The 12,724-nt window shown below is 55.9% G+C and carries 13 protein-coding genes; 7 read left to right on the top strand and 6 right to left on the bottom strand.

Annotated elements, in window-relative coordinates; genetic code table 11:
* Positions 1–178: 178 nt before the first annotated feature.
* Together edd and kdgA are read left to right on the top strand one after the other, a co-directional pair.
* Positions 179–1,990: a phosphogluconate dehydratase gene (gene edd / locus ACMWL8_RS00575; RefSeq protein WP_041909456.1), complete on the top strand. Its 1,812-nt coding sequence runs from the start codon at positions 179–181 to the stop codon at positions 1,988–1,990.
* A gap of 39 nt (positions 1,991–2,029) precedes the next feature.
* Positions 2,030–2,671, top strand: coding sequence for a bifunctional 4-hydroxy-2-oxoglutarate aldolase/2-dehydro-3-deoxy-phosphogluconate aldolase (gene kdgA / locus ACMWL8_RS00580; protein WP_014884307.1), 642 nt, complete (start codon positions 2,030–2,032; stop codon positions 2,669–2,671).
* 42 nt (positions 2,672–2,713) lie between these two features.
* On the opposite strand, the gene purT is transcribed toward kdgA, so the two are convergent.
* Positions 2,714–3,892: a formate-dependent phosphoribosylglycinamide formyltransferase gene (gene purT, locus ACMWL8_RS00585; RefSeq protein WP_241277018.1), complete on the bottom strand. Its 1,179-nt coding sequence runs from the start codon at positions 3,890–3,892 to the stop codon at positions 2,714–2,716.
* 170 nt (positions 3,893–4,062) lie between these two features.
* Between purT and ACMWL8_RS00590 the strand changes: the two genes are divergently transcribed.
* Both ACMWL8_RS00590 and ptrB read left to right on the top strand, forming a co-directional pair.
* Complete coding sequence (locus ACMWL8_RS00590) at positions 4,063–4,713, top strand: tellurite resistance TerB family protein (protein ID WP_045260314.1); 651 nt, start codon at positions 4,063–4,065, stop codon at positions 4,711–4,713.
* Positions 4,714–4,798: 85 nt separating this feature from the next.
* Positions 4,799–6,859, top strand: coding sequence for an oligopeptidase B (gene ptrB, locus ACMWL8_RS00595; protein ID WP_045260313.1), 2,061 nt, complete (start codon positions 4,799–4,801; stop codon positions 6,857–6,859).
* Here ptrB and exoX read toward each other — a convergent pair.
* The 3 genes from exoX to ACMWL8_RS00610 all read right to left on the bottom strand — a co-directional run bounded on the left by exoX (position 6,856) and on the right by ACMWL8_RS00610 (position 8,534).
* On the bottom strand, positions 6,856–7,518 hold the full coding sequence (gene exoX, locus ACMWL8_RS00600; protein WP_025756911.1) for an exodeoxyribonuclease X: 663 nt from the start codon (positions 7,516–7,518) through the stop codon (positions 6,856–6,858). The genes ptrB and exoX overlap by 4 nt on opposite strands.
* 24 nt (positions 7,519–7,542) lie before the next feature.
* Entirely contained in the window at positions 7,543–8,193 is a 651-nt protein-coding gene (locus ACMWL8_RS00605; protein ID WP_045260312.1) for a nitrilase-related carbon-nitrogen hydrolase, read from the bottom strand.
* Positions 8,194–8,303: 110 nt separating this feature from the next.
* Complete coding sequence (locus ACMWL8_RS00610) at positions 8,304–8,534, bottom strand: DNA polymerase III subunit theta (protein WP_414751536.1); 231 nt, start codon at positions 8,532–8,534, stop codon at positions 8,304–8,306.
* Positions 8,535–8,670: 136 nt separating this feature from the next.
* On the opposite strand from ACMWL8_RS00610, the gene yobA reads away from it, so the two are divergent.
* From yobA to ACMWL8_RS00625, 3 genes are read left to right on the top strand one after another with little or no spacing between them, the layout of a single operon-like run.
* Positions 8,671–9,042, top strand: a complete 372-nt coding sequence (yobA, locus tag ACMWL8_RS00615) for a CopC domain-containing protein YobA (RefSeq protein ID WP_045260311.1) — start codon at positions 8,671–8,673, stop codon at positions 9,040–9,042.
* A gap of 1 nt (position 9,043) precedes the next feature.
* Entirely contained in the window at positions 9,044–9,913 is an 870-nt protein-coding gene (gene copD / locus ACMWL8_RS00620; protein WP_045260310.1) for a copper homeostasis membrane protein CopD, read from the top strand.
* A 16-nt stretch (positions 9,914–9,929) separates the two neighbouring features.
* Positions 9,930–10,268, top strand: coding sequence for a YebY family protein (locus ACMWL8_RS00625; protein ID WP_028013604.1), 339 nt, complete (start codon positions 9,930–9,932; stop codon positions 10,266–10,268).
* Between the two features lie 439 nt (positions 10,269–10,707).
* Here ACMWL8_RS00625 and ACMWL8_RS00630 read toward each other — a convergent pair whose 3' ends face one another.
* Positions 10,708–11,583: a benzoate transporter gene (locus tag ACMWL8_RS00630; RefSeq protein ID WP_045260309.1), complete on the bottom strand. Its 876-nt coding sequence runs from the start codon at positions 11,581–11,583 to the stop codon at positions 10,708–10,710.
* Between the two features lie 172 nt (positions 11,584–11,755).
* Complete coding sequence (locus ACMWL8_RS00635; RefSeq protein ID WP_045260308.1) at positions 11,756–12,697, bottom strand: VirK/YbjX family protein; 942 nt, start codon at positions 12,695–12,697, stop codon at positions 11,756–11,758.
* Between the last annotated feature and the right edge of the window lie 27 nt (positions 12,698–12,724).

Genomic DNA, 12,724 nt, shown 5'->3' on the forward strand with positions numbered 1-12,724 from the left:
GTGGCACAATTTTTATACTTTTAAGCTCCGCGTGGATTCACCCGCGGGGCTTTTTTTATTACACTGCCGGAAGTGATTTTGCCCCTGAGCTCCGGACAGCAAGCGTTTCAGCGTTGTTAACAACCGCCAGCGATTTTGTAAACTCCCGAGCCCGGACAGATAAATTAAAGGAGCTTTTATGAATCCTGTATTGTTACGCGTAACACAGCGCATTATCGAGCGCTCGAAAGAGACCCGTTCGGCCTACCTCGCCCGCATTGAACAGGCGAAAAGCAACACCGTTCACCGCTCCCAGCTGGCCTGCGGTAACCTGGCCCACGGCTTCGCCGCCTGCCAGCCTGATGACAAAGCCTCCCTGAAAAGCATGTTGCGTAACAATATCGCTATTATCACGTCTTATAACGATATGCTCTCCGCGCACCAGCCGTATGAGGTCTATCCCAACATCATTCGTAAAGCGCTGCACAGCGTGAACGCGGTGGGGCAGGTGGCGGGGGGCGTCCCGGCCATGTGCGACGGCGTGACGCAGGGGCAGGATGGTATGGAGCTGTCGCTGCTGAGCCGCGAAGTGATTGCGATGTCTGCCGCGGTGGGCCTGTCACACAACATGTTTGATGGTGCGCTGTATCTCGGCGTGTGCGACAAAATCGTCCCGGGCCTGGTGATGGCAGCGCTGTCGTTTGGTCATCTGCCTGCGATTTTCGTGCCGTCCGGCCCGATGGCCAGCGGTCTGCCGAATAAAGAAAAAGTGCGTATCCGCCAGTTGTATGCGGAAGGCAAAGCCGATCGTCAGGCGCTGCTGGAAGCCGAAGCCGCGTCCTACCATGCGCCGGGCACCTGTACGTTCTACGGCACGGCCAACACCAACCAGATGGTGGTGGAGTTTATGGGGATGCAGCTTCCGGGCTCGTCCTTCATCCAGCCGGACGCGCCGCTGCGCCAGGCGCTGACCGAGGCCGCGGCCCGTCAGGTGACGCGCCTGACAGGAAACGGCAATGAATGGATGCCGATGGGCAAAATGGTCGACGAAAAAGTGATCGTCAACGGTATCGTCGCCCTGCTGGCAACCGGCGGTTCAACTAACCACACCATGCACCTGGTGGCCATGGCGCGCGCGGCGGGTATCCTGATTAACTGGGATGATTTCTCCGACATCTCTTCCGTGGTACCGCTGATGGCGCGTCTGTACCCGAACGGTCCGGCGGACATCAACCACTTCCAGGCTGCGGGCGGCGTGCCGCTGCTGATGCGCGAGCTGCTGAAAGGCGGTCTGCTGCATGAAGACGTGAACACCGTAGCCGGATTTGGTCTGCAGCGCTACACCCAGGAGCCGTGGCTGAACAACGGTGAGCTGGACTGGCGCGACGGGGCAACCGCGTCTCTTGATCCGCAGGTGATTGCCACTATCGACAAACCGTTCTCCCACCACGGCGGTACCAAAGTGCTGAGCGGCAACCTTGGCCGCGCGGTGATGAAAACCTCTGCCGTGCCGGAAGAGAACCAGGTTATCGAGGCCCCGGCGGTAGTGTTTGAAAGCCAGCACGACGTGTTGCCTGCCTTTGACGCCGGTCTGCTGGATAAAGACTGCGTGGTGGTCGTGCGTCATCAGGGGCCAAAAGCGAACGGCATGCCAGAATTACATAAACTTATGCCACCACTTGGTGTATTATTGGACCGCCGTTTCAAAATTGCGTTAGTGACCGATGGCCGCCTGTCAGGCGCATCCGGCAAAGTGCCTTCCGCCATCCACGTCACGCCTGAAGCCTACGACGGCGGCTTGCTGGCGAAAGTGCGCGACGGCGACATGATCCGCGTGAACGGCCAGACTGGCGAGTTAACCCTGCTGGTGGATGACGCGGAGCTGGCGGCACGTCAGCCTCATATTCCTGACCTGAGCGCATCGCGCGTGGGGACCGGACGCGAAATGTTCAGCGCGCTGCGTGAGAAGCTCTCCGGTGCGGAGCAGGGCGCAACCTGTATTACGTTTTAAGACGACTTGATTTTAACGATCTGGCGAGAGAGAACTCTGATGAAAAACTGGAAAACAAGTGCAGAAGCAATCCTGACCACTGGCCCTGTCGTGCCGGTTATCGTGGTAAACAAGCTGGAGCACGCTGTGCCAATGGCGAAAGCGCTGGTTGCGGGCGGCGTTCGCGTTCTGGAAGTGACCCTGCGTACCGCCTGCGCGATGGATGCCATCCGCGCCATCGCTAAAGAAGTGCCGGACGCCATCATCGGTGCGGGTACCGTTCTCAACGCGCAGCAGCTGGCGGAAGTGACCGAAGCCGGCGCACAGTTTGCCATCAGCCCGGGCCTGACCGAGCCGCTGCTGAAGGCCGCGACCGAAGGCACTATTCCCTTGATCCCGGGCATCAGCACCGTTTCTGAACTGATGCTGGGCATGGACTACGGTCTGAAAGAGTTCAAATTCTTCCCGGCGGAAGCGAACGGCGGCACCAAAGCGCTGCAGGCAATTGCGGGTCCCTTCTCTCAGGTACGCTTCTGCCCGACGGGCGGTATCTCCCCGGCTAACTACCGCGACTACCTGGCGCTGAAAAGCGTGTTGTGCATCGGCGGCTCATGGCTGGTTCCGGCGGATGCGCTGGAAGCAGGCGACTGGGATCGCATCACGAAACTGGCTCGTGAAGCGGTTGAAGGCGCGAAGCAGTAAGCCATATGCAGCATGAAAAACGGGCCTTTCGGCCCGTTTTTTTTATCCTGCTACCTGAACGTTCGCAGCCGCTGCTTTTGCTCTTGCTACGGCCTCGCCAACGTTATCCCCGGTGGCTAACGCCACGCCCAGACGACGCGTACCGTCGATCTCCGGCTTGCCGAACAGACGGACCTGCAGGCCTGCGCCCACCGCGCTTTCGACGTTATCAAACGTCACATTCTGGCTGGTCAACTGCGGAAGGATCACCGCAGACGCCGCCGGGCAGTACTGGCGGATGCCGCCAACCGGCAGGCCGAGGAAGGCGCGCACGTGCAGGGCGAACTCCGATAGATCCTGCGAAATGAGCGTGACCATACCGGTGTCGTGCGGGCGAGGGGAGACTTCGCTGAAGATCACTTCGTCTCCGCAGACGAACAGCTCCACGCCGAACAGGCCATAACCGCCCAGGGCCAGAACGGTCTTACGGGCAATCTCCCGGGCACGCTCCAGCGCCAGGTCGCTCATCTGCTGCGGCTGCCAGGATTCACGATAATCGCCATCTTCCTGGCGGTGGCCAATCGGGTCGCAGAAATGGACGCCGTCCACGGCACTGACGGTGAGCAGAGTGATTTCGAAATCAAACTTCACCACGCCTTCGACGATCACGCGACCGGCACCGGCACGGCCACCCTGTTGCGCATAATCCCACGCGCTGTCCAGCGCGCTGCTGTCGCGAATAAAGCTCTGACCTTTTCCGGAAGAGCTCATCACCGGCTTAATGATGCACGGGTAGCCAATCTCTTCAACGGCCTGCAGGAATGCGGCTTTGTCACCCGCAAAACGGTAGCTTGAAGTAGGCAGCCCCAGCTCCTCCGCCGCCAGGCGGCGAATGCCTTCACGGTTCATGGTCAGCTTTGCCGCTTTGGCGCAGGGCACCACGCGCTGGCCTTCCTGCTCAAGGGCGATCAGCGTATCGGTTGCGATAGCTTCAATTTCCGGCACGACAAAATCCGGTTTCTCCCGTGCAATGAGCGTACGCAGGGCATCACCGTCCAGCATGTTGATCACATAAGAACGATGGGCGACGTGCATGGCGGGCGCGTCGGCGTAGCGGTCTACGGCAATCACCTCCACCCCTAAACGCTGACACTCAATGGCGACTTCTTTACCCAGTTCGCCCGATCCCAACAGCATTACGCGCGTCGCCGCAGGTCGCAGCGCGGTTCCTAAACGAGTCATAACATTCCCCCTGAAAAAGATGCGCGCAGTATAAACGAAAACGTTTGCGTCTGTCTTGCGCACGGCAAAAGGGCAGACCAGAAATTTGCGCTTCTTTAGGCTTGATGGACATTTCCTGACGCCTGCTCGCTTACGCTGGAGAACATGTTAACCGTTAAGCGAGGGAAACCATGTCAGGCTGGTTAAATCAACTGCAATCCATGTTAGGGCAGAAAACGTCTGGTTCCGGCGAGCAGGGGCTGAGCAAACTTCTGGTACCGGGGGCGCTCGGTGGGCTGGCAGGGCTGCTGGTTGCCAATAAATCCTCACGCAAGCTGCTGGCGAAGTACGGTACCGGCGCGCTGCTGGCCGGGGGCGGCGCTATCGCCGGCACCGTGCTGTGGAACAAATATAAGGACAGGGTGCGAGCGGCGCACCGCGATGAACCTCACTATGGGGAGCATACTTCTCCGCTGGATCTGCGCACGGAGCGGCTCATCCTGGCGCTGGTGTTTGCCGCCAAAAGCGACGGGCATATTGATGATAATGAAAGAGCGGCTATCGAACAGCAGCTGCGCGAGGCGGGTGTTGAAGAACAGGGCAGAACGCTGGTGGCGCAGGCCATTGAACAGCCGCTCGATCCGCAGCGTCTGGCACTGAGCGTGAAAAATGAGGAAGAGGCGCTGGAACTCTATTTTCTCAGCTGTGCCGCCATAGATATCGATCACTTTATGGAGCGTAGCTACCTTAACGCCCTCGGCGACGCGCTGAAGATCCCTCAGGACGTGCGCGAGGGGATAGAAAAAGATATCGGGGAACAAAAACAGGCGCTACAGGGCTAACTCGCGCCCCCGTGGTCATGTTTCGCTTGCATCATGCGCGGGTTTTGCCAACCTTATAGGGTGTAAAACTTAAAAGAATGATGACATGCCACCGAAAGCCCGACGTACTCCTTATGCGATCGTCACGCATGGCGATACGCGCATAGACAACTACTACTGGCTGCGGGACGATTCGCGTTCCCGGCCAGAGGTGCTCGACTACCTGCACGAGGAAAACGACTATGGCCGCAGGGTCATGGCCAGCCAGCAGGCGCTGCAGGACCAGCTGCTGAACGAAATGGTGCAGCGTATTCCCCAGCGCGACATCTCCGCGCCCTGGACCAAAAACGGCTATCGCTATCGCCATATCTATGAGCCGGGCAACGAGTATCCCATCTATCAACGACAGTCGGTATTAAGCGCCGAGTGGGATGAATGGGACATTCTGCTGGATGCGAACCAGCGCGCCGCCCACAGCGAGTTTTATACCCTGGGCGGTATGTCCATCTCCCCGGACAACACTATCATGGCGCTGGCGGAGGATTATCTCTCCCGGCGCCAGTACGGCCTGCGTTTTCGCAATCTGGAAACCGGCAACTGGTATCCGGAAATGCTGGAGAACGTCTCCCCGGATTTTGTCTGGGCGAACGATTCCGAGACGGTCTACTACGTTAAAAAGCACGCCTCCACGCTGCTGCCTTATCAGGTGTGGCGCCATACCGTAGGCACGGACTCAGCAGATGACGAGCTGGTCTATGAAGAGAAAGACGAAACGTTTTATGTCAGCCTGCATAAAACCTCCTCGCGCCACTATGTGATTATCTTCCTCGCCAGCGCCACCACCTCGGAAGTGCTGCTCCTGGATGCCGAACTGCCTGACGCCCAGCCGCTCTGTTTCCTGCCGCGCCGCAAGGATCACGAGTACAGCCTGGATCACTTCCAGCACAGCTTTTATCTGCGTTCGAATCGTGAAGGCAAGAACTTTGGTCTGTACAAAACCAAGGTGCGCGACGAGCGCAAGTGGGAGGTGCTCATTCCCGCGCGGGATCAGGTGATGCTGGAAGGGTTCACGCTGTTTACCGACTGGCTGGTGGTGGAGGAGCGCCAGCGGGGGCTGACCAGTATCCGGCAGATCAACCGTAAAACGCGTGAGGTGATAGGGATTGCGTTCGACGATCCGGCCTACGTCACGTGGATCGGCTTTAATCCGGAACCTGAATCGTCCCGGCTGCGCTACGGCTACTCGTCGATGACTACGCCGGATACGCTCTTTGAGCTGGATATGGATACCGGACAGCGCCAGGTACTTAAGCAAACCGAAGTGAAGGGCTTTGATTCCGACAATTACCGCAGCGAACACCTGTGGGTCACCGCGCGCGATGGCGTGGAGGTGCCGGTTTCGCTCGTTTATCACAAGGCGCATTTCCAGAAGGGTAAAAATCCGATCCTGGTCTACGGCTACGGCTCCTATGGCTCCAGCATGGATGCCGACTTCAGCAGCAGCAGATTAAGCCTGCTCGACCGCGGCTTTGTTTTCGCCATTGCCCATATTCGCGGCGGCGGCGAGCTGGGGCAGCACTGGTATGAAGACGGGAAATTCCTGAAAAAGAAAAATACCTTCAACGACTATCTCGACGTCTGCGATGCGCTGATTGAGCAAGGCTATGGCGATCCTCAGCTTTGCTTCGGCATGGGCGGCAGCGCGGGGGGGATGCTGATGGGGGCGGTCATCAATCAGCGGCCCGATCGCTTTAAGGGCATTGTTGCGCAGGTCCCGTTTGTCGATGTGGTTACCACCATGCTCGATGAGTCCATCCCTTTGACGACCGGGGAGTTTGAGGAGTGGGGCAACCCGCAGGATGAAACCTATTATCGCTATATGAAAGAGTACAGCCCGTATGACAACGTAGAAGCGAAAGCGTACCCGCACATGCTGGTGACGACCGGTTTGCACGATTCACAGGTGCAATACTGGGAACCGGCAAAATGGGTAGCAAAGCTGCGGGAGCTGAAAACCGATGACAACCTGCTGCTGCTCTGCACCGATATGGACTCCGGGCACGGGGGGAAATCGGGTCGATTCAAATCCTACGAAGGGGTGGCCCTGGAGTATGCCTTCTTGATAGGCCTGGCGCAGGATACGTTGCCAGGCCGTGTGCAGCGTTAAGCTTCGCCCAGATAGTGTTTCAGGGTTAAGCGCAGCTCCGGGCTCATTTTGTCGAGGTTGTTATACAGCCAGCGCAGATAGCCCGGATCTTTATCTGCAATATCCGATACCGCTCTCCCGCGGTATTTGCCGAAGGTGAACGTCGTCAGCAGCGCAGGGCGTCCGGTGATCGTTGCCATATCATCCGGCGTCCAGCCCGATGTGTTCATAATATCTATGAGTAGCGCAGCGGTGATATAGCAGTCATACAGGGCGCGGTGATGGTGCAGCCCTTCAGGGGTTCTGACGCTGAGCTTGCGGGATTTATACAGCGCCATATTGCTGTACTTGATCCCTGGCCAGAGGCGACGCGCCAGCTTCATGGTACAAATCCACTCCCCGGGCATTTCGGGGAGCACCCGACGGTCAAAGCTGGCGTTGTGGGCAACGTACCATGGGCTGCCGTAGTAGTGCGGGATAACGTCTTCTATCCAGGGTTTATCCGCCACCATTGATTCTGTAATGCGATGGATAGCCATGGCCTGTGGGCTAATAGGACGATCGGGACGCACCAGATGGCTCATCGGGTTGACGATTTTTCCATCAACCACGTCCACCGAGGCCACTTCCACAATTCCGCCCTGAAGATCGCAAGTTTCGGTATCAATGACGCGCAGCATGAAAATCTCCTGAGCTTAAAACGCTTAGCCTAAAGGAATGATATCGCCTTGCCAACCCTGTCCGTTGCGCGTGCCGGTCAACAGGAGCTCCCCCTTATCTGCCCGAACGATCAGCTGGCCTTTTTCATCCCATAACGCGCTGCCCGCGCCGGCATTTGCCATTAACACCGCGATGGCATACCTGTGCGCAAAGCGCTGCAGGGTATTGATGGACTGTCGCCAGCGGTAATCCCTCACCGACTGGCAACTGGTGAAGAGTGTTGCCTGCGGATCAAGATTCGGTGAATCGCTTTGCCCATCGATAATCGTGAGTTGTTTATCACCCGGCACCAGGCTGGCGCCGCTCCCCTGAGGGTAACGCAGAATACGATCGCGAGAGGGGATAAACAGCGCAAGGCCTTTCTGGCGCTGACCGTTTCGTTCAACGGGAAGCCCTGCAATGAGGGTAATGCGGTAAAAATGCGCGGCGTCAAGCAATGGCTGTAGTCGATCGTCTTCGGGCGGGAGCGGTAATGCAGTCGCGCCCGGGCCGGTTAATGAGAGTTCCGGGAAAACCAGCAAATCGCACTGATGCTGTGCTGCTTCGGCAATAAAGTGGAGATGGTGCGCAATATGGTCATCTACGCTGTGATGCTGCCCGCCATACTGGGCTGCCGCAATATTCCAATGTGACATCGTGACTTCCTTATACACAGAGTCGCAGGGATTAAAGAGTACACCTAATTTAATCAGGGTTTTCTTATCCTGCCAGATTCCGCGTAAGGAAGTGTAACGAGTCGTTAAGCTTATTTAACTTTCGGCTCGTACGGCAAGCGGGAGAGGTTGACCGAGGCGAGACGGTGGGCAATTAACCTTTCGCGAAACCAGTCACGAAGATGGGCGGGCTGTTCTCGCTCCACCACTTCAGCCACGACGGGCATGTTGTAACGCTCTTTAAAGGCGACGCCAGCGGCAGCGAGATCGACATTCACTTTATTCATCTCGTCCTGAGGAAGGGCGGCCAGATTGATCTTCATTACCTTCTCCTTATTTTGCGGCGGCAACGTTACCGCGATTGCGCGACGATGACAAGCAGAGCGGGATGATCCTCGACTCGTTTATTATACAGCGTTATTCTTTACCATACAGACATAACAAAAAGGAATGATTGTGATGGGTTTATCCGCTTCCCGCGCGGTATGCGCACTGGTTTTTTTGGCCTCAACGGTAATCTCACCCTCCGTGCTGGCGCATGCGCATCTTGAGCAGCAGAGCCCGGCAGCGGACAGCCAGGTGGCGTCACCGCAGGTGCTGACGCTGAATTTCTCCGAAGGTATCGAGCCCGGATTTAGCGGCGTCGTGGTGACGGATGCGCAAAAGCAGGTGATCAAAACCGGTACCGCCACGCGAGACGAAAAGAACAAAGCACAGCTGACCGTTCCGCTGGAACAGACGCTGGCGCCGGGGGCTTACCGGGTGGACTGGCACGTGGTTTCCGTCGACGGCCATAAAACCAAAGGCAGCTATCGCTTCAGCGTGAAATAGCATGCTGGGACTGTTATACGTAGGATTGCGCTTTATCCATTTTGCGGCGCTAATACTCGTTTTTGGCAACGCGCTTTACAGCGTCTGGTTTGCGCCTTCCGGGCTGCACCGCCTGATGGCCCGGCGTTTCCAGCTCCAGCAGAGAGTGGCGTCCATCGTCAACCTGGCCGCTGCGATCCTGATGTTTATGCTTCAGGGCGGCTTAATGGGCAACGGCTGGGGCGATGTGTTTAACCCGCAAATCTGGTACAGCGTGCTGGGAACGCGGTTTGGTGGCGTCTGGTTGTGGCAAATTATCCTCGCTGCCATCACCGTTGTCGTCGCGTGGCTCGCGCCGCTGAAAGGCTCGCGCCTGCTGCTGCTCGCCATGGGCCAGCTTATCCTGCTGGCAGGGGTAGGGCACGCGGCGATGAGCGACGGCCCGATGGGGGCGATACAGCGACTCAATCATGCTGTTCACCTGCTGTGTGCCGCAACCTGGGTAGGTGGATTGCTGCCGCTGCTGTTTTGCATGCGTCTGGCGAAAGGACGCTGGCAGAACGCGGCCATCTATACCATGATGCGTTTCTCGCGCGTGGGGCATTATGCCGTCGCAGGCGTGCTGCTTACCGGCGTAGTGAATGCGCTGTTGATTCTGGGCATCCATATTCCCTGGCAGGCTGGCTACGTGCAGTTTTTGTTGTTCAAATGTGCTCTCGTGGCGTTGATGGTGGCAATTGCGCTGGCAAATCGGTATTTTCTGGTGCCACGGTTCCGTCCGGATTCCGGGCGCGCACAACAGATGTTTATCAGGATGACACAGGCAGAGGTGGTGCTGGGCGCGCTGGTTCTGGCAACGGTCAGTCTGTTTGCTACCTGGGAACCCTTCTGACAAGGTTAACTATTAAATGAAAAAGACAGTACTTTCTCTCTTATTGCTGGCCTGCGCGGGAAGCGCTCTGGCGGCACCGCAGGTAATCACCGTAAGCCGCTTTGAAGTGGGCAAAGACAAATGGGCCTTTAATCGCGAAGAGGTGATGCTGACCTGCCGTCCGGGCCATGCGCTGTATGCGATCAACCCGAGCACGCTGGTCCAGTACCCGCTCAACGATACCGCTGAGCAGCAGGTCGCCAGCGGCAAGAGCAGCGGTCAGCCAGTCAGCGTGATTCAGATTGATGACCCGGCCAACCCGGGGCAGAAGATGAGCCTGGCACCGTTTATCGAGCGCGCTGACAAGCTCTGCTGACGTTCAGGTTTCCAATAAAAAACCGCAGATGCTCGCCAAAGCACTGCGGTTTTTCACTTTTAATGATGCTCTGACGCTTTTTTTCAGGCCACTTTTGCTGTGGACTGGAAAACCTGGCGTCGTCATCTATTCTTAAAAGGCAAGGCGACTTAGCCTGCATTAATGCCAACTTTTAGCGCACGGCTCTCTCCCAAGAGCCATTTCCCTGGACCGAATACAGGAATCGTATTCGGTCTCTTTTTATCTATTTGTTTCTCAAAGGTTTCTTCGGTTATGGACCGAAAACCCCGAGAATGGCTGGACAGTACCCTATCCTGACTAAACCATAACATACTCAGGACCGCGTACGTCCAGGGTTTTTTGGCATCTTTGTTAAAAAATTGTGGCCTGGCGATCGCTGTGGAATCTTCGTCGGTGAAGTAAAGGCCCGGCCTGATAGTTAAATAATGAATTCCCTGAATTTATCTTTGTTGATAACGATATACTCGGGGAAACTGTCTGCCGACAGCTCTTGCCTGATTAACTTCCTGTCTCGTCCCCAGATATCTTCGGCGTTTTTTATCACCTTCATGATATGTTCCGGGTTGTTGAATTCAGGCAGATCGTATTCCGTGTGGGAGATGGTGGACATTTTTTCAGAGATGCGTTCAGGGGTCATAACCCATGAGAAATGCCAGCCACTATTTTCAATGATGCGATTGTTAAGTTTGAACCAGTTCCATTTAAGCCATGACCAGTTTTTGACGCTTCTGGTGCGTTTAAGATTTCTGAACGACTCAGGTTCGCCGCCAAAAAAGTGAACGAGGTTTTTATATTTTGTGGCTCTCGGCAGTTTACATTTTCTTGGGGTATTATCTGTATTAAAAACCTGCAGATTGAACTGATAATTATAAAAGTTTTGATAAAGCGTTGTGCAGAGTTTATTCGCGTTGATAGAGCCGATAACCTGTGGTGAAAAAATCTCGTCCACATCGGAAATTAAAATCAAATCATCATCTTTAGCACTTTTGAGGCCCTGCATGATGGCATTTCTCTGCGCGGCTTCATTCGCCCATGCATCCACCACCAGACCGTCCTGATGCTGATCGCCGCCGTCAGAGGCTTTCATGAGAGGTGTTTCATCATGCACAACATAAATAATTTTATCTTTAAAAGGACCGTATTTATTTATGTCAAAGTGAAGCTGCCGCTTTTTGCCGGTAAAGGTATGCGTTGACTCAACAATAACGAAGCGATCGACAACGCCTGCTAGCGTATTCAGCCTGATATCAAGAAGCATATCTTCATCGTAATACAAGAAGCAGTCGTAAATCATCATTAAAGTCCTTAAATTTGCGTCTACACTGCGCTTTTCCAACGCATTCGCTATTTTCATTTCGCGCAATGCTAACTGAGCACCCCTGGCATATGCAAGAGTGCTCTGCTTGATCATTCCTTTCTCAAACCGAGTGCATTCTCTGTGCTGAGAGCGAAAACGCTTGTCGCGATTAGAAATGGGACTTAACGGACGCCTCAATTTCATCAAGCAGTTCAAAGCGACGACGGTATTCAGCGCGTTTTTTACTGGCTATCTCGTCGAGGGATTTGCGCTCCATCTGCAGCGGCAGCTGCCAGCAGAAGGCGGAAAGTTTTTTTCCACCCAAAGAATCCCAGAATTCGTCATAGCTGGCGTGGAAATGACGGCCTTTGCTGAGGCGATAGCGCAGCGCGCGGAAAACGTGTCCCTCATCGCTGACGGCAAAAATGGCCCGAACAGATGACTGCGCTGCCAGCTGGAAAAGTACCTCCATCAGCACGCGCTTGGGAAACAGGCCATGGCAGGCGCGAGTTGCCAGTTTAATGGCATCTCGTGACACGCAGCGACGGGGGCCCTGAAGACCGCCAATGACCATAACGGGCTGGCCATTGCTGCGGGCGACGCTAAAGGTCAGGCTGGCCAGAAGCGTATCCTCGTTGTCGCGCAGCCAGAGCGTACTCTCACCTTCACGCTCGGCTTTGCCAGCTGAGGACGCATTAACCGTGTAGGTCACGCCGTCTTTGACGTGGAACTGCGCAATAGGTTGTTCCTGCGCGCCGGTCATAGCCTGGGCAAGACGGCTCTCCTTCAGGCGATCGATCCAGTAGTAATGGTTAACGATAGCGTCGGCGCGATCGTTTGCCGTTAAGCCGCGCATCAGGTACTGCCGATGGGTCTTGCTGGGCAACGTAATTTGCGATGTCAGCAGTTTGTCGAAATCGTCACGGCCAGAGAGGGCTTCCAGCATACGGTGGGTGGAAGACCAAAAGAGCAGGGAACGTAAAAGGAACTTCAGTCGGTAGTCGCGTTTCCGCCAGATTGGCCCCGGGACGCGTTTGCCGTTCACCAGCTCGGAAATAATATTCGTGCGATGCGGATAGAAAACATCGTTATGTAGCTGTGTATTAGACACGTGAAGACCTCTCGTTTTTATCTCCCC

Source organism: Enterobacter sp. 04-C-12-SI-ECC (assembly GCF_047530715.1).
In the GTDB taxonomy this organism is placed as follows: Bacteria; Pseudomonadota; Gammaproteobacteria; order Enterobacterales; family Enterobacteriaceae; genus Enterobacter; species Enterobacter bugandensis.

What these genes read in the sequence shown, in the direction of transcription:
- kdgA (WP_014884307.1), top strand. Translation starts at nt 2,030, where the DNA reads ATGAAAAACTGGAAAACAAGTGCAGAAGCAATCCTGACCACTGGCCCT.
- yobA (WP_045260311.1), top strand. Translation starts at nt 8,671, where the DNA reads ATGGGTTTATCCGCTTCCCGCGCGGTATGCGCACTGGTTTTTTTGGCC.
- ACMWL8_RS00590 (WP_045260314.1), top strand. Translation starts at nt 4,063, where the DNA reads ATGTCAGGCTGGTTAAATCAACTGCAATCCATGTTAGGGCAGAAAACG.
- ptrB (WP_045260313.1), top strand. Translation starts at nt 4,799, where the DNA reads ATGCCACCGAAAGCCCGACGTACTCCTTATGCGATCGTCACGCATGGC.
- edd (WP_041909456.1), top strand. Translation starts at nt 179, where the DNA reads ATGAATCCTGTATTGTTACGCGTAACACAGCGCATTATCGAGCGCTCG.
- ACMWL8_RS00610 (WP_414751536.1), bottom strand. Translation starts at nt 8,534, where the DNA reads ATGAAGATCAATCTGGCCGCCCTTCCTCAGGACGAGATGAATAAAGTG.
- copD (WP_045260310.1), top strand. Translation starts at nt 9,044, where the DNA reads ATGCTGGGACTGTTATACGTAGGATTGCGCTTTATCCATTTTGCGGCG.
- ACMWL8_RS00605 (WP_045260312.1), bottom strand. Translation starts at nt 8,193, where the DNA reads ATGTCACATTGGAATATTGCGGCAGCCCAGTATGGCGGGCAGCATCAC.
- ACMWL8_RS00630 (WP_045260309.1), bottom strand. Translation starts at nt 11,583, where the DNA reads ATGATTTACGACTGCTTCTTGTATTACGATGAAGATATGCTTCTTGAT.
- purT (WP_241277018.1), bottom strand. Translation starts at nt 3,892, where the DNA reads ATGACTCGTTTAGGAACCGCGCTGCGACCTGCGGCGACGCGCGTAATG.
- exoX (WP_025756911.1), bottom strand. Translation starts at nt 7,518, where the DNA reads ATGCTGCGCGTCATTGATACCGAAACTTGCGATCTTCAGGGCGGAATT.
- ACMWL8_RS00625 (WP_028013604.1), top strand. Translation starts at nt 9,930, where the DNA reads ATGAAAAAGACAGTACTTTCTCTCTTATTGCTGGCCTGCGCGGGAAGC.